Raw genomic sequence first — 22753 nt, forward strand, 5'->3', positions numbered from 1 at the left:
ACGGAACCAGCAGCGTGCAGGAGAACACAGGCGCAGGGTATCCAGGGGATGCCGGCGTTACCGACGATTTTGCCCTCGCCGGTGTCCCCGACGCCTTCCAGCGCCTGTGGACTCCGCACCGCATGGCCTACATCAAGGGCGGCCAGCACCAGTTCAAGAACGAAAACGACTGCCCTTTCTGCCTGGGGCCGGGCCGCACGGACGAGGATGCGCTCATCGTCCACCGCGGCAAGACGTGCTACGTGGTGTTGAACCTCTTCCCCTACAATCCGGGGCACCTGCTGGTGTGCCCCTACCGCCACATTCCTGATTACACGGACCTGACTCTTGAGGAAACCGCTGAGTTTGCCGACCTCACCCAGACCGCCATGCGCGTGCTGCGGAAAGTGGCGAACCCCGGCGGGTTCAACCTGGGGATGAACCAGGGCGTGGTGGGCGGTGCCGGCATCGCCGCCCACCTGCACCAGCACGTGGTTCCACGCTGGGGCGGGGACGGGAACTTCTTCCCGATCATCGCCCAGACCAAGGCCATCACGCAGACCCTCGACGAGGTCCGCCAGCAGGTGGCCGACGCCTGGCCCGGGGAGACGGATGCTGAATAGGCACGCCCGCGGATTCTTCACCGCGCTGTTTACCCCGCTGGCCCGCTGGCTCCTGAGGATGGGCGTCTCTCCGGACGCCGTTACCGTCATTGGCACTGCCGGAGTTGTTGTGGGCGCCCTGGTGTTCTATCCCCTGGGGCAGCTGTTCTGGGGAACACTGTTCATCACCGCATTCATCTTCTCCGACGTCCTGGACGGCATCATGGCCAGGATGCAGGATGTGAAAAGCCGGTGGGGAAACTTCCTCGACTCCACCCTGGACCGCATCGCCGACGGCGCGCTCTTTGCCGGCCTGGCCATCTGGTTCTTCACGGGCGGGGCGGATACCCCCATAGCAGTTGCTGCCATGATCTGCCTGGTCCTTGGCATGGTGGTGTCCTATGCCAGGGCCAAGGCGGAGTCTCTCGGGTTCACCGCGAACGTGGGAATCGCCGAGCGTGCGGAACGCCTGGTTTCAGTGCTGGTGGTTACCGGCCTGACCGGCCTGGGCCTGCCACCCGTGGTGCTCCTGGCCACCCTCGCGCTGCTCGCCCTGGCCAGCTTCATCACCGTTGTGCAGCGCGTGTTGTCCGTCCGCCGGCAGGCACAGGCGGAACCGACGCCCGCTGATTAAGCATGATTAAGCCGCCCGGCCCCGGTGGGACTAGTATTAGGACTGCCCGGTCAATGGATCCGGCACTATCCGTGTGTGCACAGTCCGGCACTTGCCGCCTGCACGCCCGGCGAAGGTCATCTATCTACCCATAGGGGTTTTTGTGTCTACACCTGATGTAAGCAGCGAGGCCGGTTCCTCCGCGAACAGCGTCACGGGCAGCAGCCGCGTGAAGCGCGGCATGGCCGAGATGCTCAAGGGCGGCGTCATCATGGACGTCGTCAATGTCGAACAGGCCCGCATCGCCGAAGACGCCGGTGCCGTTGCTGTCATGGCGCTCGAACGCGTCCCGGCCGACATCCGCGCCCAAGGCGGCGTGTCCCGCATGTCCGATCCCGACATGATCGACCAGATCATCGACGCCGTGTCCATCCCGGTCATGGCCAAGGCCCGGATCGGCCACTTCGTCGAAGCCCAGGTCCTGCAGTCCCTCGGCGTCGACTACATTGACGAGTCCGAGGTCCTCACCCCGGCCGACTACACCAACCACATCGACAAGTGGAACTTCACCGTTCCCTTCGTCTGCGGTGCCACCAACCTTGGTGAGGCGCTGCGCCGCATCAACGAGGGCGCGGCCATGATCCGCTCGAAGGGCGAAGCCGGCACCGGCGACGTCTCCAACGCCACCACGCACATGCGGCAGATCCGTGCCGAGCTGCTCAAGCTCGCCGCCCTGCCCGAGGACGAGCTCTACGTCGCGGCCAAGGAACTGCAGGCACCGTACGAACTGGTCAAGGAAGTCGCCTCCACCGGCAAGCTTCCCGTGGTGCTGTTCACCGCCGGCGGCATCGCCACCCCGGCCGACGCCGCGATGATGATGCAGCTCGGTGCCGACGGTGTGTTCGTCGGCTCCGGCATCTTCAAGTCCGGCAACCCTGCCCAGCGCGCGGCCGCCGTCGTGAAGGCCACCACCTTCTTCGACGATCCTGACGTCATCGCGAAGGCCTCCCGCGGCCTGGGCGAAGCCATGGTGGGTATCAATGTAGACGAGATCCCCCAGCCGCACCGCCTGGCCGAGCGCGGCTGGTAATTTCCACTCTGTGTGGCGCGCCGAACGGCGCGGTCCTCTGCGTGCTATTCCCCGCCTCCCGCTGCCGCCATATGGGCGGTGGCTGAGGTTGGGCCCCTTTTACGCACGCTAACGGACAGCACCGTCCGTCGCTGCGGGTCGCTTCGCCTAAGTGATGACGACGCCGGTTCCTTGCCCTCTGTGGGTGGGGGACCGGCGTCGTACTTCTTTTAATTGGGGTAGGGGGAGCTTTTACTCGAGGCCGCGGCGCTTTAGCAGGGGTTCCAAACTGGCTTCGCGGCCGCGGAGGTTGCGGAAGGACTCGAGCGGGTCGCGGCTGTTGCCGCGCGAGAGGAGCTCCTGGCGGAACCGTTCGCCGTTTGCCCGGGTGAGGCCACCGTTCTCGCTGAACCAGTCCACCGTTTCGGCATCCAGCACTTCACTCCAGATGTAGGAGTAGTAGCCGGCGGCGTACCCCGCACCCGCAAAAATGTGCTGGAAATAGCCCGTCCGGTACCGCGGCGGAATCAGCGGATGGGCGATCCCCGCTGCCGCGAGGGCCTTCGCCTCGAACTCGAGCGCGTCCTCCGGGACGTTGCCCGGCTCCAGCGTGTGCCAGGCCAGGTCCAGCAGCGCCGCGCCGAGGTATTCCGTGGTGGCAAAGCCTTCACCCCAGAGCCGGGATTCTTCCAGGCGGTCCACGATGTCCTGCGGAAGCGGTTCCCCGGTGACATGGTGCCGGGCGTAGTTGGACAGCACCTCCGGCCACATCATCCACATCTCGTTGACCTGCGACGGATACTCCACAAAGTCCCGGGGGACGGACGTGCCGGAGAACCTGGGGTACGTGACGTTGGACAGGAGCCCGTGCAGGGCGTGCCCGAACTCGTGGAACGCCGTGCGGAGCTCGTCCAGGGTCAGCAGCGTGGGTTCGCCCGCCGGCGGCTTGGAAATGTTTAGGTTGTTGATCACCACGGGGCGGGTGCCCAGCAGGCCTGACTGGTCCACGAGGGAATTCATCCACGCGCCGCCGCGCTTGGACTCCCGGCTGTAGTAGTCGCCCAAGAACAGTCCCAGCCCGCTCCCGTCCTCGTTGCGGACCTCCCAGACCCGGACGTCGGGATGGTAGCCGGCAAGGTCAGTCCGCTCCTGGAAGGTGATGCCGTACAAGGAGGTGGCGGCATGGAACACGCCGTCCACCAGCACCGTGTCCAGCTCGAAATACGGCCGGAGCGCCTGCTCGTCGACGTCGTACCTTTCCTTCCGGACCTTCGCGGAGTAGTAGGCCCAGTCCCAGGCTTCCAGCGGATGGCCCGCGACGCCGGCCAGTGCCTTTGCCTCGGCGTCGGCGTTCCGGACGGCTGCCGGCGCCAGCCGGCCAAGCATGGACTGGACGGCCCCGAAGTCCGGAGCGGTCTGCCGGTCCACCACCAGTTCGGCGTAGTTGGCGTATCCCAGGAGGGACGCCTTCTCGGCCCGCAGGCCGGCCATCCGGCGCGCGAGGTCAAGGACATCCAGTTCCCCGCCGCTGCTGCCGCGCGCAACCGACGCCTCAAACAGGCGGCGCCGCACGCTCCGGTCCGCCAGCGAGGCAAGGGCAGGCTGGTTTCCCGGCTGGACGAGGGTAAGCAGGTACTTGCCATCGTGTCCCGCTTCGCGGGCCGCTTCCGCAGCACTGGCCACGTCATCCGCCGGCAGGCCCGCAAGTTCGGCAGGGCTGTCCAGCAGGAGGGCAGCTGACTTCATGCCTTCCTTGACCCGCTGGCCAAACTCCGTGCCAAGGCGGGCCAACTCGGCGTTGATTGCCCGGAGCCGCTCCTGCCCAGGCCCGTCCAGCTGGATGCCGGACTGGCGGAACTCCTTCAGGTACTCCTCCAGCAGGCGGGCCTGCTCGGGATCGTGTGCGGAGGCATCAACGGAAGCGAACCTTTCGAACAGTGCACGGTTCAGGAAGACCTCATCCTGGTGTGCGGAAAACCGCGGCGAAAATTCGGTTTCCAGCTGCCGGATCCGTTCAGACGCGTCGGCTGACACCAGGGTGAAGAACGGCGCCGCAGCCCGCTCCAGCAACCGCCCGGACCGTTCCATCGCCACCACCGTGTTCTCGAAATCGGCAGGCTCAGGGTTATCCACGATCACCTGGATCTCAGCGAGGTGTTCGGCCAGTCCGGCTTCGATGGCTTCGGCGTAGTGCGAATCCTCGATCGATCTGAACGGGGGGAGTCCATAGGGGAGGAGGCTGGGAGCCAGGAGGGGGTTCGTCATGGGGTAAACCTTTCACAGCAAGCCACGCTTCTCAATGTGGCAACAATGCCGTTTGCCGGCGGCAGCCATCCCTACAATGACGGGTATGGGGACCATAGCTGCCGGGGCGGCCGGGCGCTGGCGCGCCCGCGTCGTGGCATTGTCGTTGGCCGGAGCGCTGGGCTTGACAGGTGTGCTGGCGGGCTGCGGCCTGCTCGCTGAACAGAACGGTACGCCGCAGCAGCCGGCCGAATCGGTCCAGCCTGGTACTGCCCGGCCTGGTACAGGCGAGCAAACCGGGACGCCGCCCCCTGACGCCACGCCCACACCGGTTCCCACTCCCGGGAAGGGGCCTGCGTGCCCGGTGCAGCGGTGCACCTCGGTCCTGGTCACCGGCGACATGCTGGTCCACACCGAGCTGTGGCAGCAGGCGCAGCAGGATGCCGCCGCCGCTGGAAAACCCGGCCTTGATTTTGTGCCGCTGCTGGAGGGCCAGCGCCGCTACATCAGCAGGAGCGATCTTGCCATCTGCCACCAGGAAACGCCGGTGGCCGGACCGGAGGGGCCATTCTCCGCTTATCCCTCCTTCAACGTCCCGCCGCAGATCATCTCGGCTTCAAAGGCGGTGGGCTACCAGGCATGTACGACGGCGAGCAACCACACCATCGACCGCGGCACCGACGGGCTGCTGCGCACCCTCGACGCCCTGGACGCGGCGGGCCTCAAGCACACAGGCTCGTATCGCACTGAGAATGAGTCGCAGGGGATCCTGATCCTGGAAACTGCGGCCGCCAAAGTGGCTGTCATCCAGGCCACCTACGGGCTCAACGGACTCACCGCCGAGTACCCGTGGCAGGTGGACATGCTGGACGCGCCGGCCATGATCGCCAAGGCGGAGAAGGCCAGGGCCCTGGGCGCGGACATCGTCCTGGGCGCGATGCACGCCGGCGACGAGTACGCCAGCGCACCGAACGCCCAGCAGCAGGAGGTTGCCCACGCGCTGGCTGACAGCGGCCAGTTCAACCTGGTGTACGGGCACCACACGCACTCGGTCCTGCCGATCGAGAATTACAACGGAACCTGGATCGTCTACGGGCTGGGCAACGGGGTCACGGAACTCTCGCCCTGGTACGTGGTGAACAACGAAGGCCTGCTGGTCCGGGCACAGTTCGGCCAGGACGGTTCCGATAAGTGGACCGTCACCGATCTCGCGTGGGCGCCGTCGGTCATTGTCCGCGATCCCTACCGCTGGTGTTCGGTGGCTTCGGACGCGCCGCAGGGTCCCTGCGCAGGGCCGGAAGCGGACGCCGCAACCCGGCAGCGCACGCAGGCAGTGGTGGAGTCGATGGGGGCAGCGGCTGCCGGAGCCCACGAACTCCTCATCAGCCGCGAGCCGTAGGCGGTTCAGCGGGGACGCCGGGCTGCGTGTTCCCTTGCAAGCTCGGCAAACCTGTCGTCCGGGTGGCCGGGCTCGAACGTTCCATACCTGCGCTCCGCCGCCGTGCGGATCAGGAAATCGGCGATGGCGGGGTTTTTCGGCAGCAGCGAACCGTGCAGGTAGCTTGCAACGATGTTCCGGTACCGCGCGCCCTCATGCCCGTCCCTGCTGTTGTTGCCGGTCCCTTTGGCGGTGGTGCCCAGGGGTCGGACACCCTCTCCCAGCGTGGTCTGGCCGCTGTGGTTTTCGTAGCCGAGGACTTCGCCGAACTCGGGCGTGGAGACTTTGACGTTGCCGATCAGCCGTTCGTCGGTGCCGTGGGTCTCGACGTCGAGGACGCCGATGCCGGGGATGACGGCACCAGTGCGGGTCTTGAAGAACCGTCCGAAGAGCTGGTAGAGGCCGCAGATCAGCAGCATGGGGGCGCCGTCCTCCGCCAGGCCCTTCAGCTCGGGGGCCCGGGCCTGGAGGTCGTCCTGGATGACGAGCTGCCCGCTGTCCTGGCCCCCGCCGCCCACGATGATGTCCACGTCTTCCGGGAAGGGGTCGCCCACGTTGTATTCAAGCAGCTCGGGCGTGTAGCCGTGCCAGCTGATGCGGCGCTGCAGGACCAGCGCGTTGCCCCAGTCGCCATAGATGTTCATGTCCCGCGGGTAGAGCTGGACCACGCGGAGGGTGCCCTTGCCCTGTCCTTCAACGGGTCCGGTGGCGGGTGTTTCGGAACTCACGCGACAACCTCCACGGCGGTGATCTTGGACAGTTCGCGGCGGATGGCCAGCATGGCGGTGTAGGTGCAGAAGATCCGCTTGGGCTTGCCCGAAGCTTCCCGGATGAAGGCGGCCAGCGCCGGCGCGATCTCGGGCTGGACCGATCCGAAAGGAACCTCGTCGTACTGCAGCCGCAGGGCCATGTCGTAGGCGCGGGATCCGGTGAGCTGGTCCACGCCCTCCGCACGCAGGGAATCGAACTCCACGTCCCACAGCCAGGACATGTCCCGGCCGTCGGCATAGTTGTCGTTGATGGCAATCATCGTGGCGTAACCGCCCGCCGGGAACGACTTCAGGCCGAGCCGGAAACCGCTGGGGTTCTTGACCAGCACCAGGTCCAGGGGGTGGCCGTCCACGGTGAGGCTCTCGCCGCGTCCGAAGGCCGGCGCCACCTGGGACAATGCCTCCAGCAGCGTTTCGTGGTCAGCGGTGGCGGCGCCGGCGCCGCAGATGCTCCTGGCCAGGGTCAGGGCGGCCGCTGCGTTGAAAATGTTGTAGACGCCCCGAAGCTTCATCGACGTGGTGACCGTGCCGCCGTCGTACTCGAATTCGGCGGTGTCCGCACCCACCTTGCGGAGTACGACGTCGGCTGCCGGCTTCTCCGAAAGGCCCGCCGGGGCGGGGCTTCCGGGGGCGGCGCGCATGTCGTCGTCGTTGGGGAAGGTGCCCAGCAGTGACTCGTCCAGCCCGAAGTACTTCACGTCCTGCCCGGTAAGGGTGTCGGCGATCCTTGCCACCCGCGGGTCCTCGCGGTTCAAGACCACCGTTCCGGTGGTCTTGGCGGCAATCTGCTGGAGCAGCTGGGCTGTCTTGTCGATTTCACCGAACCGGTCCAACTGGTCCCGCAGGACATTCAGGAGGAGGCAGTACCGGGGCGGGACGCTGTTGACGAAGTGGACGGCGTGGGCTTCATCGAGTTCCAGGACGGCGATATCTGCGTCGAGCCTGCCGCGCCAGTCCACCTCACCCAGCAGGGCAGCTGCAACTCCGCGCGTGAAATTGCTGCCGGTGCGGTTGGTGAAGACCTTGAGCCCCTGGCTCTCCAGCAGTTCCACCACCATCTTGGTGGTGGTGGTCTTTCCGTTGGTGCCGCTCACCACCGCAACGCCATGGGGGAGGGTGCTGAGCGTCCGCCGCATAAAGCCGGGATCGATTTTTTCGACCACCAGACCCGGCAGGGCGGAGCCGCCGCCCCGGAGCCGGGTGGCACGGCGGACCAGCTTGCCGAGCGGAACACTGAGGGAAACCATGTTTCGAATATATCCCAGCAACGGCATGCAACCGCCGCGGGCTGCTCCCGGCGGACCCGGCGGCAGGGCGCGGGCCCGTATGCTGGATGGATGACAAATTCCCTTTCCGCCGCTTCCGCGCGCGTTGGTGCAGGCCTGCGGATCGGCGTGCTGGCGCTCCAGGGTGACTTCCGGGAGCACCTCCGGGCCGCTGAGGCCACCGGCGCCGAAGCCGTGGGCATCCGCCGGCCCAAGGAGCTGGACGGCCTGGACGGGCTCATCATTCCCGGCGGCGAATCAACCGCAATCGACAAGCTGGCGCGGGCCTTCGAGCTGGCCGGACCGCTGCGGGAGCGCATTGCCGAAGGACTGCCGGTTTATGGTTCCTGCGCCGGCATGATCCTGCTCGCCTCGGACATCGCCGACCCGGCCACCGACCTCTCCGGCGCCCCGCAGCAGACCTTCGGCGGCCTGGACATGACGGTGCGCCGCAACGCCTTCGGCCGCCAGCGGGACTCGTTCGAAACGGACCTGGACTTCAAGGGCCTGGACTTCAGCGCCACGGATGCGGGCGTCCCGCCCGTCCACGCCGTGTTCATCCGCGGGCCCTGGGTGGAGCGGGTAGGCCCGGACGTTGAGGTGCTGGCGCAGGTGGAACCCGCCGAGCCGGAGCATGCGTCCCACGCCGCCCCCCTGCCGGGGACAGCTAGAATTGTTGCAGTGCGTTCGGGCCAGTTGCTGGCCACCTCCTTCCACCCGGAAGTGACTGGGGAGAAACGCGTACACGAACTCTTTATCCGGATGATCAGAGGAGAAGCGTAAAGCATGTCAGGCCACTCCAAATGGGCGACGACCAAGCACAAGAAGGCGATCATTGACAGCCGCCGCGCAAAGTCGTTCGCCAAGCTGATCAAGAACATCGAAGTTGCAGCCCGTATGGGCGGGCCGGACCTCGCCGGCAACCCCGGCCTGGAACTGGCAGTCACCAAGGCGAAGAAGACCTCGGTCCCCAACGACAACATCGACCGTGCCATCAAGCGCGGTGCCGGCCTCACCGGTGAAGTGGTGGACTACACCGAGATCATGTATGAGGCACGCGGGCCCCAGGGTTCGGCGCTGCTGATCGAGTGCCTCACGGACAACAAGAACCGTGCCGCCTCCGAGGTGCGCCTGGCCATTTCCCGCAACGGCGGCACCATTGCCGATCCCGGCTCCGTCAGCTACCTGTTCACCCGCAAGGGCGTGGTGACGCTGCCCAAGAACGGCCTCTCCGAGGACGACGTCCTGATGGCAGTGCTGGATGCCGGCGCCGAGGAAGTCAAGGACAACGGCGACAGCTTCGAAATCCACTCGGAGCCGGGTGACCTGCCCGCGATTCGGGAGGCGCTGAAAGAAGCCGGCATCGAATACGACACCGACGAAGTGGAGTTCGTACCTTCCATGCAGGTGGACCTGGACCTGGACGGAGCCCGCAAGTTCCTGAAGCTGTCCGACGCGCTCGAGGACCTCGACGACGTCCAGAACGTCTACACCAACGCCGACCTCAGCGACGAAGTCCAGGCCGCCCTGGAATCAGAGTGACGTCCGGCCTTGCCTGCTGAACAGGGCCCGGCTGCCCGCTTCCCGCACGCGTGACACTGCGTGTGCTGGGGGTGGACCCCGGCCTCACCCGCTGCGGGATCGGCGTCGTGGACGTCGAGCGGAACCGGCGGGCAACGATGGTGGCCGTCGGCGTGGTCGGCACCTCCCCGGAGGAGACCCTGGACCAGCGGCTGCTGGTGATCGCCACGGCAATCGACGAATGGCTTGACCGCTACGAGCCCCAGGTCCTCGCCGTCGAACGTGTTTTTTCGCAACTGAACGTCAGTACCGTGATGGGCGTGGCCCAGGCGTCCGGGGTGGTGATCGCCGCAGCAGCCCGCCGGGGGATCCCGGTGGCCCTGCATACGCCGTCGGAAGTCAAAGCCGCGGTGACGGGCAGCGGCTCGTCCAATAAGGACGCCGTGACCAAGCTGGTCACCAAGATCCTTCGGCTGGAAGCGCCGCCGCGTCCGGCCGACGCCGCCGACGCTCTGGCCCTCGCCATTACCCACGCCTGGCGGGCCGGGAGCGGCGCGGCTGCCGCCACCACCGGTCCCGGCAGCTCCGCGTTGACACCTGCGCAGCAGGCCTGGGCAGCCGCCGAGGCGAAGGCGCGGCGTGCCCGCTGAATGTCCCGGCCCCTTGCTAGGGTATTCGTAGATATGTTCGGATAGCCGGTCCCACACGGGATCCGGCCAACACCAGGAGCCCCGGCCTTGATCAGTTTCCTCCGCGGAACCGTAGCGCACGTAGGCCTGTCCACGGCCGTTATCGACCTCAACGGCGCCGGAATGAGCGTGTTCGCCACCCCGCAGACCCTCAGCGGACTGCGCACCGGCGAGGAAGGCAAGCTGTTCACGTCCCTGATTGTCCGGGAGGACTCCCTGACTCTCTTCGGATTTGCCACTGATGACGAACGGGAAGTGTTCGACGTGCTGCTCAGCGTCAGCGGCGTCGGGCCGCGGCTTGCCCTTGCCGTCCTGGCGGTCCACGATCCCGAAGCGATCCGGGTTGCCGCGCACACCGGGGACAGCAAGACCTTCACGAAGGTGCCCGGCATCGGACCCAAGGTGGCGGGCCGGATCGTGCTGGAGCTGGCCGGGAAACTGGTTCCGCACGGCACCGCCGGTTCCGCAGCCGCCCCCACGGCCGCAGAGGCATCATGGAAGCCCCAGGTGGTGGCGGCGATGACCAGCCTCGGCTGGTCCGAAAAAGACGCCTCATCCAGCATTGACAAAGCCCTGGCGGATGAGCCGGAGGTATCCTTCCGCGGCAACGTCCCCGAAATCCTCAGGACCACGCTGCGCTGGCTGGGCCAGGACGGCGCCAGGGCGGGCAACCGCGTAGGCAGCCGTGGCTGAAGCGTCATTGGTGGCGGCAGGTGAGGAGCCGGAAGAGCGTGCCATCGAAGCCGCCCTTCGGCCTAAGAACCTGGACGACTTCGTGGGCCAGCACCGGGTGCGCAAGCAACTGTCCCTGGTGCTGAAGGCCTCCCGGATGCGCGGCCGCAGCGCGGACCATGTGCTCTTCTCCGGCCCGCCCGGCCTGGGCAAGACCACACTCGCCATGATTGTCGCGTCCGAGATGAACGCCCCGCTGCGCATCAGCAGCGGCCCGGCCATCCAGCACGCCGGCGACCTTGCCGCCATCCTCTCCTCGCTGTCCGAGGGCGAGGTGCTGTTCCTCGACGAAATCCACCGCATGTCCCGGCCGGCCGAAGAAATGCTCTACATGGCCATGGAGGACTTCCGGGTGGACATCGTGGTGGGCAAGGGGGCCGGGGCCACGGCCATTCCGCTGGAACTGCCGCCCTTCACCCTGGTGGGTGCCACCACCCGGGCCGGCCTGCTTCCCGGACCGCTGCGCGACCGCTTCGGCTTCACCGGGCATCTCGAGTTCTACTCCGTCCAGGAGCTGGAACTGGTCCTCCGCCGTTCGGCGGGCCTGCTGGACCTCAAGGTGAACTCGGCCGGGTTCACGGAAATTGCCGGGCGGTCGCGCGGCACCCCCCGAATCGCCAACCGCCTGCTGCGGCGGGTCCGGGACTGGGCACTGGTCCATGAAATCGAGCAGATCGATGCCCGTGCAGCGTCCGCCGCACTGGACATGTACGAGGTGGACAAGAAGGGCCTGGACCGCCTGGACCGGTCAGTCCTTGAGGCGCTCATCACCAAGTTCGGCGGCGGGCCGGTGGGGCTGTCCACCCTGGCCATCGCCGTTGGCGAGGAAACGGAGACCGTGGAAACGGTGGCGGAGCCTTTCCTGGTCAGGGAAGGCCTGCTGGGCCGTACGCCACGCGGCCGGATAGCCATGGCACCGGCGTGGACGCACCTCGGCTACGCCATCCCCACCGGAGTCTTTGCGCAGGAGCAGCTGGAGCTCTTCGATCCCGACTCCGATGCCGCCGCAGCATCCGAAGACTGGGCCCCGGAAAGCCAATAACAGGCTCCCTTCAGTTTTTCCCCTTAGACTGGTATGACGCTCGGCACGTCCGGGCCCATGTTTCGCCGGCGCCATTCAACTGGCCGCCTCGGTGGGGAAGGGATTCCGTCAGGCTTGTGCCTGTCAGCCCGGCCACTGGCGGAACGGGGCGGACGTCGCCGGAAAATCGGTTCGGCAATTAAGGAACGGAATTCCCCTTGGATCCAATGTCAATTCTCCTGTTCGTCATGCTCGGAGTTTTCATCTTCATGATGTTCCGGCGCAATAAGAAGACGCAGCAGCAGCAGGCGGAGCTCCAGTCGAAGTTCGGCCCCGGCGTCGACGTCATGACCAGCTTCGGCCTTTTCGGCCGGATTGTCGCCGTTGACGACGCCGAAAACAAGGTCACCCTCGAACTTTCCCCTGGCAACCTCGCCACCGTCCACCGCCAGGCTGTCACCAAGATCGTCGAACCCGCGGCCGTTGAGCCGGAGCCCGCTGCGCCGGCCGTTCCGGACGATGCTTCTTCCCTGACCGGCCGTGAGGGCGGCAGCACCGCCACCACGCCGGTGGAAACTCCCGACGAAACCCTCAAGCGCCTCAACGATGAGGGCAAGAAGGACAGCTAGTCCCGCTGAACGCATAACCCTCTACCGCTGCGGACCGCCGCCGGTGCTGGCCACAACAGGCACCGGCGGTTCTTCCGTGATCAAGAGAAAGATCGACAATGGCACGAACTGGCCCTAAGAAACCAGGCCTCAGGGTCCTGGTCTGGCTCGGCGTAATCATCGCCGCGCTGACCGCTGTCCTGGCCGGCGGCACCCTCAGCGGGCAGGCAAGCTGGGCGCCCAAGCTCGCTCTGGACCTTGAAGGCGGGACCCAGATGATCCTGGCGCCGAAGGTCGAGGGCGGCTCGGACATCAACGAGGAACAGCTCAACCAGGCCGTGGCGATCATCCGCCAGCGGGTTGACGGCTCCGGTGTGGCCGAAGCGGAAATCAGCACCCAGTCCGGGCGGAATGTGGTGGTCAGCCTTCCCGGAACCCCCTCCAGCCAGACCCGCGACCTCATCCAGGCCTCCGCGGACATGAACTTCCGTCCGGTCCTCCTGAGCGGTGCCGGTGCACCTGTCCCCGAGGAGTCACGGGCTCCCGAGGATCAGCTGCCCAAGCCCACAGCGGAGCCGGCCAACAGCAGCGACATCAACTGGATCACCCCGGAAATCTACCGGCAGTTCGAGTCCCTGGATTGTGACAACCCCGCCCAGGATGAACAGGAACGCTCGGATCCCGCCAAGCCGCTGGTAACCTGCGAGCCTGCCACGGACACCACGCCGGCCATCAAGTACATCCTCGGTCCGGTGGAGGTCAAGGGCAGCAACATTGTCACCTCGTCCTTCCAGCTGCAGCAGGGCGCCCAGGGCGCCGTGACCAATGATTGGGCCGTGAACATCCAGTTCGACGACGAGGGCACCGCCAAGTTCAAAGAGGTCACAGAACGCCTGAACCAGTTCTATGTGGCCGCCGGCGGCGAATCAGGCACCGATCCCAAAGCCCAGTTCGCCATCGTCCTGGACGACCAGGTGATCTCGGCACCCCGGTCGCTGGCCGTCATCACCGACGGACGGCCCCAAATCACCGGCGGCTTCACGGAGCAGACGGCCAAGACGCTGTCCGACCAGCTCCGCTTCGGGGCCCTTCCCATCAGCTTCGAAATCCAGAGCGAGCAGCAGATCTCCGCCACCCTCGGCGGCGAGCAGTTGCGCATGGGCCTCCTCGCAGGCCTGATCGGCCTGCTGCTGGTGGTGGTCTACTCGCTCTTCCAGTACCGGGCGCTTGGTTTCGTCACGATCGCCTCGCTGGTGGTTGCGGGTATCCTCACCTACCTTGCCATCGCCATCCTTGGCTGGACGGAAAACTACCGGCTCTCCCTCGCCGGCGTCGCGGGCATCATCGTGGCGATCGGCCAGACGGCCGACTCGTTCATCGTCTATTTCGAGCGCATCCGTGATGAACTCCGTGAGGGCCGCGGCCTGGTGTCCGCCGTCGAGAACGGCTGGAAGCGCGCCAAGCGCACGGTCCTGGCCTCGAAGGCCGTGAACCTGCTGGCCGCCCTGGTCCTGTACTTCGTGGCCGTCGGCAACGTCCGCGGCTTCGCCTTCACGCTGGGCCTCACGGCCATCGCAGACCTCATCGTGGTGTTCATGTTCACGCACCCCACGCTGCAGCTGCTGGCCCGCACCAGGTTCTTCGGCGAGGGCCACCCGCTCTCCGGGCTTGATCCCAAGCGGCTGGGTGCCGTGCCGCTGTACCGCGGTGCCGGACGCCTGCGCACCCCGGAGGACAAGCCGGCGGTGGTCCGCGCCAAGAACGCCGGCGCCGCTGCCGAAGCCGAACGCAGGATGACCATCGCCGAACGCCGCCTGGCGGAGAAGCAGGAGCAGCTGGCCGGCTCCTCCAAGACGGCAGCGAAGGAGAACAAGTAATGTCAGGCTTCGCCAATTTCGGTAACGAGCTCTACACGGGAAAGCGTTCCTACGATTTTGTGGGTTCCAAGAAAATCTGGTTCCTCATCGCTGCCGTGGCGATGGCCCTTTCCATCGTCATCCCGGCGGTCAAGGGCGGGTTCAACCTGGGTATCGAGTTCCGCGGCGGCTCCGAGTTCACGGTTTCCAACGTGCAGACCACGGACGCCGCCCTGGGCGAGAAGGCCGTCACGGATGTCGTCGCGGGCAGTGTCCCCCGCGTTGCCAACGTCGCCGGGACCACCATGAGGATCCAGACGGACAAGCTCACGGACGATGAGACCCTCCGCATCAAGGAGGGCCTGACCGCGGCCTACGGCGTCACGGAAAACGAGGTGACTTCCACGTTCGTGGGTCCCACCTGGGGTGCCGACGTCACCAAGCAGGCGCTGATCGGCCTGGTGATCTTTGTCCTGCTGGCTGCGGTCCTGATGGCGCTGTACTTCCGAACGTGGAAGATGTCGCTCTCAGCCATCGCGGGCATGGTGGTGACCATGTTCATCACTGCCGGCGTCTACGCGCTCAGCGATTTCGAGGTCACCCCGTCAGCCATCATCGGCTTCCTGACCGTCCTCAGCTACTCGCTGTACGACACCGTGGTGGTGTTCGACAAGATCCGGGAGAATACTGCCGACATCGACGCCTCCACGCGGCGCACCTTTGCAGAGGAGGTCAACCTCGCCGTGAACCAGACCCTGGTCCGTTCCATCAACACCATGATGGTGGCCATCCTTCCCGTAGGCGCCATCCTGTTCATCGGCGCCGGACTGCTGGGTGCGGGTACGCTCCGGGACCTGTCGCTGGCCCTGTTCGTGGGCATCCTCATCGGCACGGCCGCCACCATTTTCGTGGCTGCACCCATGTATGCCTGGCTCCGGCAGAACGAGCCGGATCTGGTCAGGCAGGCCAAGCGCGTGGAGCACCGCCGTGCCGGTGCGGCCGGCCGGACCGCCTCCACCGAGCCGGCCCAGGCCTGACCGGATCATTCCAGTCAACGGCCTGAAAGACGGCCCCGGGCCGGACAGCGGAACCATCGCGCTGTCCGGCCCGGCATATTTAAGGGCCGGTTTTAAAACTGCCGGGCGTGGGGAATAGACTGAAGTAATTAAAGCGGTGGTGAGGAGTGCTTCATTGGAAGAACGTTCGGCGTCAGCGCCAACGGCACAGGGAGACAAGAATCCTGCCGGTGTGCAAACCGGGCTCGCGGCATCAGCGCGCCCTGGTTCATTGGTGCCCGTCGACAACTCCGGGTCCCGTGCCACGTTTCCGGGGCGCCGCGAACGGACCCGTTCCCGGCTAGCCCGCCTGACCGGGCGCGGCACAGCCACCTATTCGCCCATCCTTGAGCCGCTGCTGAGGACTGTCCGGGCCAACAATCCCAAAGAGGATTTCGACCTCATCCAGCGTGCGTTCGACGTGGCGGAGCGAAGCCACCGGGGCCAGAAACGCAAGAGCGGAGACCCGTACATCACCCACCCGGTGGCCGTGGCGACCATCCTGGCCGAGCTTGGGCTGAGCGGCACCACCCTGGCGGCAGCGCTCCTGCACGATACCGTGGAGGACACGCCCTACACCCTCGATGACCTGAGGCGGGACTTCGGCCCGGAAGTGGCGATGCTGGTTGACGGCGTCACCAAACTCGACAAGGTGAGCTTCGGCGAGGCTGCGCAGTCCGAAACGGTCCGCAAGATGGTTGTGGCCATGGCCAAGGACATCCGCGTGCTGATGATCAAACTGGCTGACCGGCTCCACAACGCACGCACCTGGCGCTTCGTGTCCGCCGAGTCCTCCGCCCGCAAGGCGCGCGAGACCCTGGAGATCTTCGCCCCGCTGGCCCACCGCCTGGGCATGAACACCATCAAATGGGAACTCGAAGACCTTTCCTTCGCGGCACTGTATCCCAAGGTGTATGAGGAAATCGTGCGGATGGTGGGGGACCGGACGCCTGAGCGCGAGAAGAGCCTCAGCGTTATCCGCGACCAGATCACCGAGGACCTGCGGACCGCCCGGATCAAGGCCACCATCACGGGCCGGCCGAAGCACTACTACTCGATCTACCAGAAGATGATCGTCAGGGACAAGGACTTCGACGACATCAACGACCTCATGGGTGTCCGGGTCCTGGTGGACTCCGTCCGGGACTGCTACGCAGCTCTTGGCACCATGCATTCGCGCTGGAACCCGCTGCCCGGCAGGTTCAAGGACTACATCGCGATGCCCAAGTTCAACATGTACCAGTCACTGCACACCACGGTGATCGGCCCGGGCGGCAAGCCCGTGGAAATCCAGATCAGGACCCACGAGATGCACCGCCGCGCGGAATACGGTGTGGCCGCGCACTGGAAGTACAAGGACCAGCCCAACCGCACCGCCGTCGGCCCCGGCAGCCCCCGCGACGGCGACATGGGATGGCTGCGGTCCCTGGTGGACTGGCAGCAGGAGACGTCGGATCCCGGTGAGTTCCTGGATTCGCTCCGGTTCGAAATCAACGCCCGCGAAGTGTTCGTGTTCACCCCGAAGGGTGAGGTCATGGCACTGCCCGCCGGCTCCACCCCCGTCGACTTCGCGTACGCCGTGCACACCGAGGTGGGGCACCGGACCATCGGTGCCCGCGTCAACGGCAAGCTGGTGCCGCTCAACAGCGAGCTCAACCACGGCGACTGGGTGGAGATCTTCACCTCCAAGGCCGAAGGCGCCGGGCCTAGCCAGGACTGGCAGCACTTCGTTAAAAGCGCCCGGGCCCGGAACAAGATCCGGCAGTGGTTCAGCAAGGAGCGCCGCGAAGAGGCGATCGACCGCGGCAAGGAACTGCTGACACGGGCCATGCGGAAGCAGAACCTTCCGCTGCAGCGCCTGATGACCCACGAGGCATTGGCGGCGGTGGCCGAAGAGTTCAAGTACGTGGACATCTCCGGGCTCTACGCCGGTGTTGGCGACGGCCACACCTCCGCGCAGGCGGTCATGGAGAAACTCGTCGAAAGCCTCGGCGGGAAGGAAAGCGCCGACGACGACATCACCGAAGTCAGCATCCCCACCCAGGTCACCAAGGCACGTTTCTCGGACTCGGGTGTGGTGGTCCGCGGAGTCGGCGACGTCTGGGTCAAGCTGGCGCGCTGCTGCACACCCGTTCCGCCGGACCCCATCCTGGGCTTCGTGACGCGCGGATCCGGGGTATCCGTACACCGCACGGACTGCACCAACATTTCCGACCTCAAGGACCAGCCGGACAGGATTGTGGACGTTGACTGGGCGCCCACCCAGTCCAGCGTGTTCCTCGTGGAGATCCAGGTGGAGGCCTTGGACCGCAAGTCGCTGCTGTCCGACGTGACGCGGGTGTTGTCGGACAACCACGTGAACATCCTGGCAGCCAGCGTCCACACGTCCACTGACCGGGTGGCCATCTCAAAATTCGCCTTCGAGATGGGTGACCCCAAGTACCTGAGCCATGTGCTGAGTGCCGTCCGCCGGATCGACGGAGTGTTCGACGTCTACCGCACCACCGGAAACAAGCGCAGGAGCTAGGAAGGCGAGCTTCTCCAGCGCCGCCCTCTTGTGCGGAACCCGGGGCGAGGCCTCTATGGCGAGGACCAGCAGCCGCAGCCGCACGTCCTGCTGGGGACGCGCCAGCAGCGCCGCCAGTGCAGGAATGGCGCGTTCCGCGTCCACGTGCAGTGCCACGTCCAACGCCGTCCGGAGCGGGCTGGAGACCATGAGCCCGCCCAAGCTGACGACGTCGAAGGGACCCAGCCTGACTTCATGCAGCGTGCAGCCGCGCGTGTTGCGCAGGCTGGAGACACGCCGCTTGGCATCCACCAGCAATGCAAGCCGGTCCGGCTCCGCCGCGCACCCGTAGATCCAGGCCGCCGTCATCCGGCCTGCCACGACGCGCTGCCTGACCGCCTGGGGGACACCGCCCGCAGCGGCCCGCGCCCGCAGCTGGGGCGAGCCCGGTACTTCCGGCAGCGTGTAGCCGTTGTGGTGGAGCCGGGCCAGCAGGCCGTCCGCGGCGAGGGACTGCAGTTCCGGGCCGGCGAAGGGCATCCCCGGCGCATACAGTTCGGGAAAGCGGGGCGCCTGGCTCCCCAAGGGGTGGTCAAGGCCTGGGGCAGCAGGGAAATCCGGTGGTGTCGCCATTCATCCATCCTGCCCCTTGGCGTTAACAGCCGCAGGCCCGGTTCCGGTTATGTGGATAACCGGAACCGGGCCTGCCCGTTACGGGTGGCGCGGGGTCAGGAAAGCTCGCTGGCCGAACGCTGGATCTGGTCGAGCCAGGCCTGGCGTGCCTCGAGGGCTTCGCGGGCCGCCTTGATCTTGCGCTCGTCGCCGCTCTTTTCGGCTGCGGCCAGGTCCTCCTGCAGGCCGGCGATGGCAGACTCAAGCTGGGACAGCGCGCTGTTGGTGCGTGCCTTCCGCTCGGGGTTGGACCGCTGCCACTGCTCTTCCTCGGCCTGGCGGACAGCGTCCTCCACCTTGCGGAGCCCGGCTTCGATCCGGCCCATGTCCGCGCGCGGAACCTTGCCCGCTTCCTCCCAGCGGTCGCGGATGGACTGCAGGGCCTTCTTGGCGGCACCGAGGTCCTTCACCGGAAGGATGCCGTTGGCTTCCGCCAGGAGGGCTTCCTTGACGGTGAGGTTGGAGGCGTACTCCTGGTCGATCTCGTCGTTGGCGGCCTGCCGGTTGGTGAAGAAGACATCCTGGGCAGCGCGGAACCGCGCCCACAGGGCGTCATCGTCCTTGCGGCTTGCCCGCGGGGAGGCCTTCCACTGGTCCATGAGGCGGCGGTATTCACCGGCGGCGAAGCCCCAGTCGGTGGACGCTGACAGCGCCTCGGCTTCGGCAATCAGCTTTTCCTTCGCGGCCTTGGCTGCGGAGTTGTTGCTGTCCAGCTGGGAGAAGTAGGCCCGGCGGTGGCGGTCGAAGACGGTGCGGGCTGCGCGGAACCTCTTCCACAGGGCGTCCTCATTGCTGCGGCCCAGGCGGACACCGCTCTTCTGCGCGGCCTTCCAGCTCTCGAACAGTTCGTTCATCCGTGCGCTGGACGTCTTCCACTGCGTCTGGGCCGGGTCCTGGCCGGAAATCTGTTCCGCTTCGGCCACTATGGCCTCACGGGCAGCAAGTTCGGACGCGCGGACGGCCTCGTGCTCGGCCTTCTCCGCCTTTTCGAGCTCGGCGATCTGGGTGGAGAGGGTGTCCAGCCGCGCCTCGGCCGCACGGAGGTCGCCCACCATGTTGCGCTCGGCGAGCTGCTCCCGCAGGTGCGTCACGGTCTTCTGCATGTCCGTGCTGGGGGCCTTCGAGCTGACGCGCTGTTCAAGCAGGACAATCTGGGCCACGACGTCGTCGTACTTCCGCGCGAAGTAAGCCAGCGCTTCGTCATCGCTGACGCCCGGGTACTGGCCCACGGGGTGCTCGGCGCCGTCGATGGTGAGGAAGACATGACCGTCGCCTTCCACCCGGCCCCACTTCGAAGCTTCAGCCAGGGACGTGGCGGGCGGAGCCGGGACCGGCGCAGCGGCGGGGGCGGCTGCCGCCGGCTTGGGGCGGGACGCGAAAGCCGCGGGGGACGGTGCAGACGGGCGGGGTCCGGGGGCGGGTGCAGGGGCTGGAGCAGCGGCGGCCGCCGGAGCGGAGGGTGCTTCCGCGGCGGGAGCGGCGCCGGCTGCCTGGTCCTCAGCCACCGCTGCAGGCTCCCCGCCGGATTCCTGGCCGTTCATTGCCGCGGCTGCTTCCGTTGCAGGCGTGACGGCTGCGCCGTCCGTGGCGGCCTCCGCCGTCCCGGTCAGTTCTGCTGCTGTTTCGTCGGATTTCTGACTGTCTGTCACCGCTAAAAGTCTTTCGCTTGGAGGGAATACTTCCGTACTGCACCGCGGCCGCGGGCCGGGCTCCTACTTCAGAGAAAACGAGTCTATCGTGACTGGTTGCACAGGTGCGCCGTCCGTGTCGCTGGTGACCGGCGTAATCCCGGCGGCGGCAATGTTGGACACCACGTCCAGTCCGGACGTCACTTTGCCCACCACCGTGTAGCCGCCGGCGCTGTCCGCGGGGATGGTGGTGTCCTTGTAGACAATGAAGAACTGGGTCCCGTTACCGTAGGCGTTGTTGCCTGTCCGGGCCACTGCGATGGTCCCCGCCGTGTAGGTATTGTCCGCGGGGGTGTTTTCCAGGGGACCCCAGGTGTAGTTGGGATCGCCCTTGCCGTCGCCGGTGGGGGAGCCGCACTGCATGACGCCGAAGGCGTCTCCGGTCGTCAGGCGGTGGCAGGTTTTTCCGCTGTAGTAGCCCTCATCGCTGAGGGACTTGAAGACGGCCGCCGCCTGGGGTGCGTTGGTGCCGTCAAGCTCCACACCCAGGGGGCTTCCGTTAAGCACCAGCTCGCCGGTGAACGTCTTCCCGGCGGCGGTATCTGCGGCCGGAATGTTGGGGCCGTTGGTGGCCTGGGCGGATGGAGTGGCGGAGGCTGACGGGCTGGTCAGGCCGGCCTCGGCGGCAGCAAATTCATCCTCCGTGGGGTTGCCGGCAAAGGCCGTGAGTTGGAGTACGACGGCGAGGACCACGGCGGCGGCTGCGGCACCGGCGGCCACGAGGTTGTCGCGCTTGCGCCGCTTCTCCTGGTCCCGCCTCAGCTCGCGCTTGGCCTCCATCTGCTGGATGCGCCGTTTGGCTTCGCGGGCACTGCGTGAACTGGCCGCCAAGGGTCCTCCTTTTAGTCGGGCTGCTGCGCTCCGGCCAACAGGGCCGGAAGCGCAGGTTTCTTGGCGGCCGGGCCCTGCCGCCTGCGCGCATTAGAGATGCACACCGATGACGCATAAACTGACTGCCGCACATAGTTTATGCATGACTGGCTGGACTGCCGCCGATCAGCGCCCGCAACGGGTGGCCTGGGGCCAGCATCCGGCGCATTAAGAGGAGAACTTCCATGGCACGCACCGCCTCCCTGTCCGGATTCCCCGAGTGGCTTCCCGAGGAGCGGCTGGTGGAACTTCATGTCCTGGACACGCTGCGGCGGGTTTTCGAGCTCCACGGCTTCGCCTCGATTGAGACCCGTGCCGTGGAAACCGTGGGGCAGCTGCTGCGCAAGGGCGAGATTGACAAGGAAGTGTACGGCCTCAGCCGCCTCCAGGAGGACGACAGCGACAACCCCGTCAAGGGTGGCAAAGCGGATCCGCACGCCCTTGCCCTGCACTTCGACCTCACTGTCCCGTTCGCCCGCTACGTGGTGGAAAACGCCGGCTACCTGGCCTTCCCGTTCCGGCGGTACCAGATCCAGAAGGTATGGCGCGGCGAGCGTCCGCAGGAGGGACGTGCCCGTGAGTTCACGCAGGCTGATATCGACGTGGTGGGCGACGGCGAACTGCCTTTCCGCTACGACGTCGAGATCGCCCTGGTGATCGCTGAAGCATTGAGCGCGCTCCCCATCCCTGACTTCCGGCTGCGGATCAACAACCGGAAGCTGGCTGAAGGCTTCTACCGCGGCATCGGCCTGGATGACACCGCCGGTGTCCTCCGCAGCATCGACAAGCTCGAGAAGATCGGGCCTGAGAAGGTGGCCGAGCTGCTCAAGTCCGAGCTGGGCGCCACCGATGAACAGGCGCGGAAGGCACTGCAGCTGGCCGCCATCAGGACGGAGGACACCTCCTTCGTGGCCCAGGTGCGTGCCCTCGGCGCATCCAATGAGCTGCTGGATGAAGGGCTGGATGAGCTGGAGCAGGTCATCGACGCCGCCGTCCAGCGCGCCCCGGGCAAGGTGCTGGCGGACCTGAGCATCGCCCGGGGCCTGGACTACTACACCGGCACCGTGGTGGAGACCGTCCTGGTGGGCCACGAGCAGCTGGGCTCCATCTGCTCCGGCGGCCGGTATGACGCCCTCGCCTCCAAGGGCAACCGGAAGTTCCCCGGCGTCGGCCTGTCCATCGGCGTGACCCGGCTGGTGTCCCGCATCCTCAGCCAGGACCTGGCCAGGGCTTCACGCTCGGTCCCCACCGCCGTCCTTGTAGCCCTCACCTCCGACGACAGCTGGGGTGTCGCACAGGATGTTGCGGCCCAGTTGCGCAGCCGCGGCATTCCCACCGAGGTGGCGGCAAAGGCCGAGAAGTTCGGCAAGCAGATCAAGTTCGCCGACCGGCGCGGCATCCCCTTTGTATGGTTCACGGACGACGACGGCACCCACCAGGTGAAGGACATCCGCACCGGCGAGCAGGTTGTGGCAGCCCCCGAAACCTGGATGCCGCCGTTGGAAGACCTTTCGGTGCAGGTGGCCAGCGCGGAGCCCGCTGCCGTTTAGCCGGA

General features: G+C 66.5%; 20 protein-coding genes. 14 read left to right on the forward strand and 6 right to left on the reverse strand.

Annotated features, from left to right (window positions below):
- Positions 1–14: 14 nt before the first annotated feature.
- From AC5RUO_RS08110 to pdxS, 3 genes are all read left to right on the forward strand, one after another.
- Positions 15–602 carry an HIT family protein gene (locus tag AC5RUO_RS08110; RefSeq protein ID WP_494009287.1) on the forward strand — a complete coding sequence of 196 codons (588 nt, stop codon included), beginning with the start codon at positions 15–17 and terminating at the stop codon, positions 600–602.
- Positions 592–1215, forward strand: a complete 624-nt coding sequence (pgsA, locus tag AC5RUO_RS08115) for a phosphatidylinositol phosphate synthase (protein ID WP_494009286.1) — start codon at positions 592–594, stop codon at positions 1213–1215. Before AC5RUO_RS08110 ends, pgsA begins: the two co-directional genes overlap by 11 nt.
- 142 nt (positions 1216–1357) lie before the next feature.
- On the forward strand, positions 1358–2284 hold the full coding sequence (gene pdxS, locus AC5RUO_RS08120) for a pyridoxal 5'-phosphate synthase lyase subunit PdxS (protein WP_494009285.1): 927 nt from the start codon (positions 1358–1360) through the stop codon (positions 2282–2284).
- 231 nt (positions 2285–2515) lie between these two features.
- Here the strand turns inward: pdxS and AC5RUO_RS08125 are convergent, their stop codons facing one another.
- Complete coding sequence (locus AC5RUO_RS08125) at positions 2516–4528, reverse strand: M3 family metallopeptidase (protein WP_494103225.1); 2013 nt, start codon at positions 4526–4528, stop codon at positions 2516–2518.
- Between the two features lie 85 nt (positions 4529–4613).
- On the opposite strand from AC5RUO_RS08125, the gene AC5RUO_RS08130 reads away from it, so the two are divergent.
- Entirely contained in the window at positions 4614–5906 is a 1293-nt protein-coding gene (locus AC5RUO_RS08130) for a CapA family protein (protein WP_494103226.1), read from the forward strand.
- Between the two features lie 5 nt (positions 5907–5911).
- Here the strand turns inward: AC5RUO_RS08130 and AC5RUO_RS08135 are convergent, their stop codons facing one another.
- Both AC5RUO_RS08135 and AC5RUO_RS08140 read right to left on the reverse strand, forming a co-directional pair.
- Positions 5912–6673 (reverse strand): type 1 glutamine amidotransferase, encoded by a 762-nt coding sequence (locus AC5RUO_RS08135; RefSeq protein WP_494009282.1) that lies wholly within the window; start codon positions 6671–6673, stop codon positions 5912–5914.
- Positions 6670–7962: a MurT ligase domain-containing protein gene (locus tag AC5RUO_RS08140; RefSeq protein WP_494009281.1), complete on the reverse strand. Its 1293-nt coding sequence runs from the start codon at positions 7960–7962 to the stop codon at positions 6670–6672. Before AC5RUO_RS08140 ends, AC5RUO_RS08135 begins: the two co-directional genes overlap by 4 nt.
- A gap of 90 nt (positions 7963–8052) precedes the next feature.
- Between AC5RUO_RS08140 and pdxT the strand changes: the two genes are divergently transcribed.
- From pdxT to AC5RUO_RS08185, 9 genes are all read left to right on the forward strand, one after another.
- The gene (pdxT, locus tag AC5RUO_RS08145) at positions 8053–8763 is read left to right on the forward strand and encodes a pyridoxal 5'-phosphate synthase glutaminase subunit PdxT (protein WP_494009280.1); all 711 of its coding nucleotides are present in this window, start codon (positions 8053–8055) and stop codon (positions 8761–8763) included.
- A gap of 3 nt (positions 8764–8766) precedes the next feature.
- A complete protein-coding gene (locus AC5RUO_RS08150) occupies positions 8767–9522 on the forward strand; it encodes a YebC/PmpR family DNA-binding transcriptional regulator (protein WP_133347236.1) in 756 nt (251 codons plus the stop codon).
- A gap of 50 nt (positions 9523–9572) precedes the next feature.
- Positions 9573–10151: a crossover junction endodeoxyribonuclease RuvC gene (gene ruvC / locus AC5RUO_RS08155; protein ID WP_494009279.1), complete on the forward strand. Its 579-nt coding sequence runs from the start codon at positions 9573–9575 to the stop codon at positions 10149–10151.
- A gap of 87 nt (positions 10152–10238) precedes the next feature.
- Positions 10239–10883, forward strand: a complete 645-nt coding sequence (gene ruvA / locus AC5RUO_RS08160; RefSeq protein WP_494009278.1) for a Holliday junction branch migration protein RuvA — start codon at positions 10239–10241, stop codon at positions 10881–10883.
- Positions 10876–11964 (forward strand): Holliday junction branch migration DNA helicase RuvB, encoded by a 1089-nt coding sequence (gene ruvB, locus AC5RUO_RS08165; protein ID WP_494009277.1) that lies wholly within the window; start codon positions 10876–10878, stop codon positions 11962–11964. The genes ruvA and ruvB overlap by 8 nt, the downstream gene beginning before the upstream one ends.
- Before the next feature lie 206 nt (positions 11965–12170).
- Entirely contained in the window at positions 12171–12572 is a 402-nt protein-coding gene (yajC, locus tag AC5RUO_RS08170; RefSeq protein ID WP_494009276.1) for a preprotein translocase subunit YajC, read from the forward strand.
- Positions 12573–12670: 98 nt separating this feature from the next.
- Positions 12671–14428, forward strand: a complete 1758-nt coding sequence (gene secD, locus AC5RUO_RS08175; protein WP_494009275.1) for a protein translocase subunit SecD — start codon at positions 12671–12673, stop codon at positions 14426–14428.
- Entirely contained in the window at positions 14428–15444 is a 1017-nt protein-coding gene (secF, locus tag AC5RUO_RS08180) for a protein translocase subunit SecF (RefSeq protein ID WP_494009274.1), read from the forward strand. Before secD ends, secF begins: the two co-directional genes overlap by 1 nt.
- Positions 15445–15598: 154 nt before the next feature.
- On the forward strand, positions 15599–17989 hold the full coding sequence (locus tag AC5RUO_RS08185; RefSeq protein WP_494009273.1) for a RelA/SpoT family protein: 2391 nt from the start codon (positions 15599–15601) through the stop codon (positions 17987–17989).
- Here the strand turns inward: AC5RUO_RS08185 and AC5RUO_RS08190 are convergent.
- The 3 genes from AC5RUO_RS08190 to AC5RUO_RS08200 all read right to left on the reverse strand — a co-directional run bounded on the left by AC5RUO_RS08190 (position 17870) and on the right by AC5RUO_RS08200 (position 21159).
- Positions 17870–18601, reverse strand: coding sequence for a hypothetical protein (locus AC5RUO_RS08190; RefSeq protein WP_494009272.1), 732 nt, complete (start codon positions 18599–18601; stop codon positions 17870–17872). The genes AC5RUO_RS08185 and AC5RUO_RS08190 overlap by 120 nt on opposite strands.
- Positions 18602–18696: 95 nt before the next feature.
- On the reverse strand, positions 18697–20289 hold the full coding sequence (locus AC5RUO_RS08195) for a DUF349 domain-containing protein (RefSeq protein ID WP_494103227.1): 1593 nt from the start codon (positions 20287–20289) through the stop codon (positions 18697–18699).
- Between the two features lie 63 nt (positions 20290–20352).
- Positions 20353–21159, reverse strand: coding sequence for a peptidylprolyl isomerase (locus AC5RUO_RS08200; RefSeq protein WP_494103228.1), 807 nt, complete (start codon positions 21157–21159; stop codon positions 20353–20355).
- A 224-nt stretch (positions 21160–21383) separates the two neighbouring features.
- Here AC5RUO_RS08200 and hisS point away from each other — a divergent pair, with 224 nt between their 5' ends.
- Positions 21384–22748, forward strand: coding sequence for a histidine--tRNA ligase (gene hisS, locus AC5RUO_RS08205; RefSeq protein ID WP_494103229.1), 1365 nt, complete (start codon positions 21384–21386; stop codon positions 22746–22748).
- The last annotated feature ends 5 nt before the right edge of the window (positions 22749–22753 follow it).

The organism is Arthrobacter sp. Y3221087 (genome assembly GCF_059089905.1).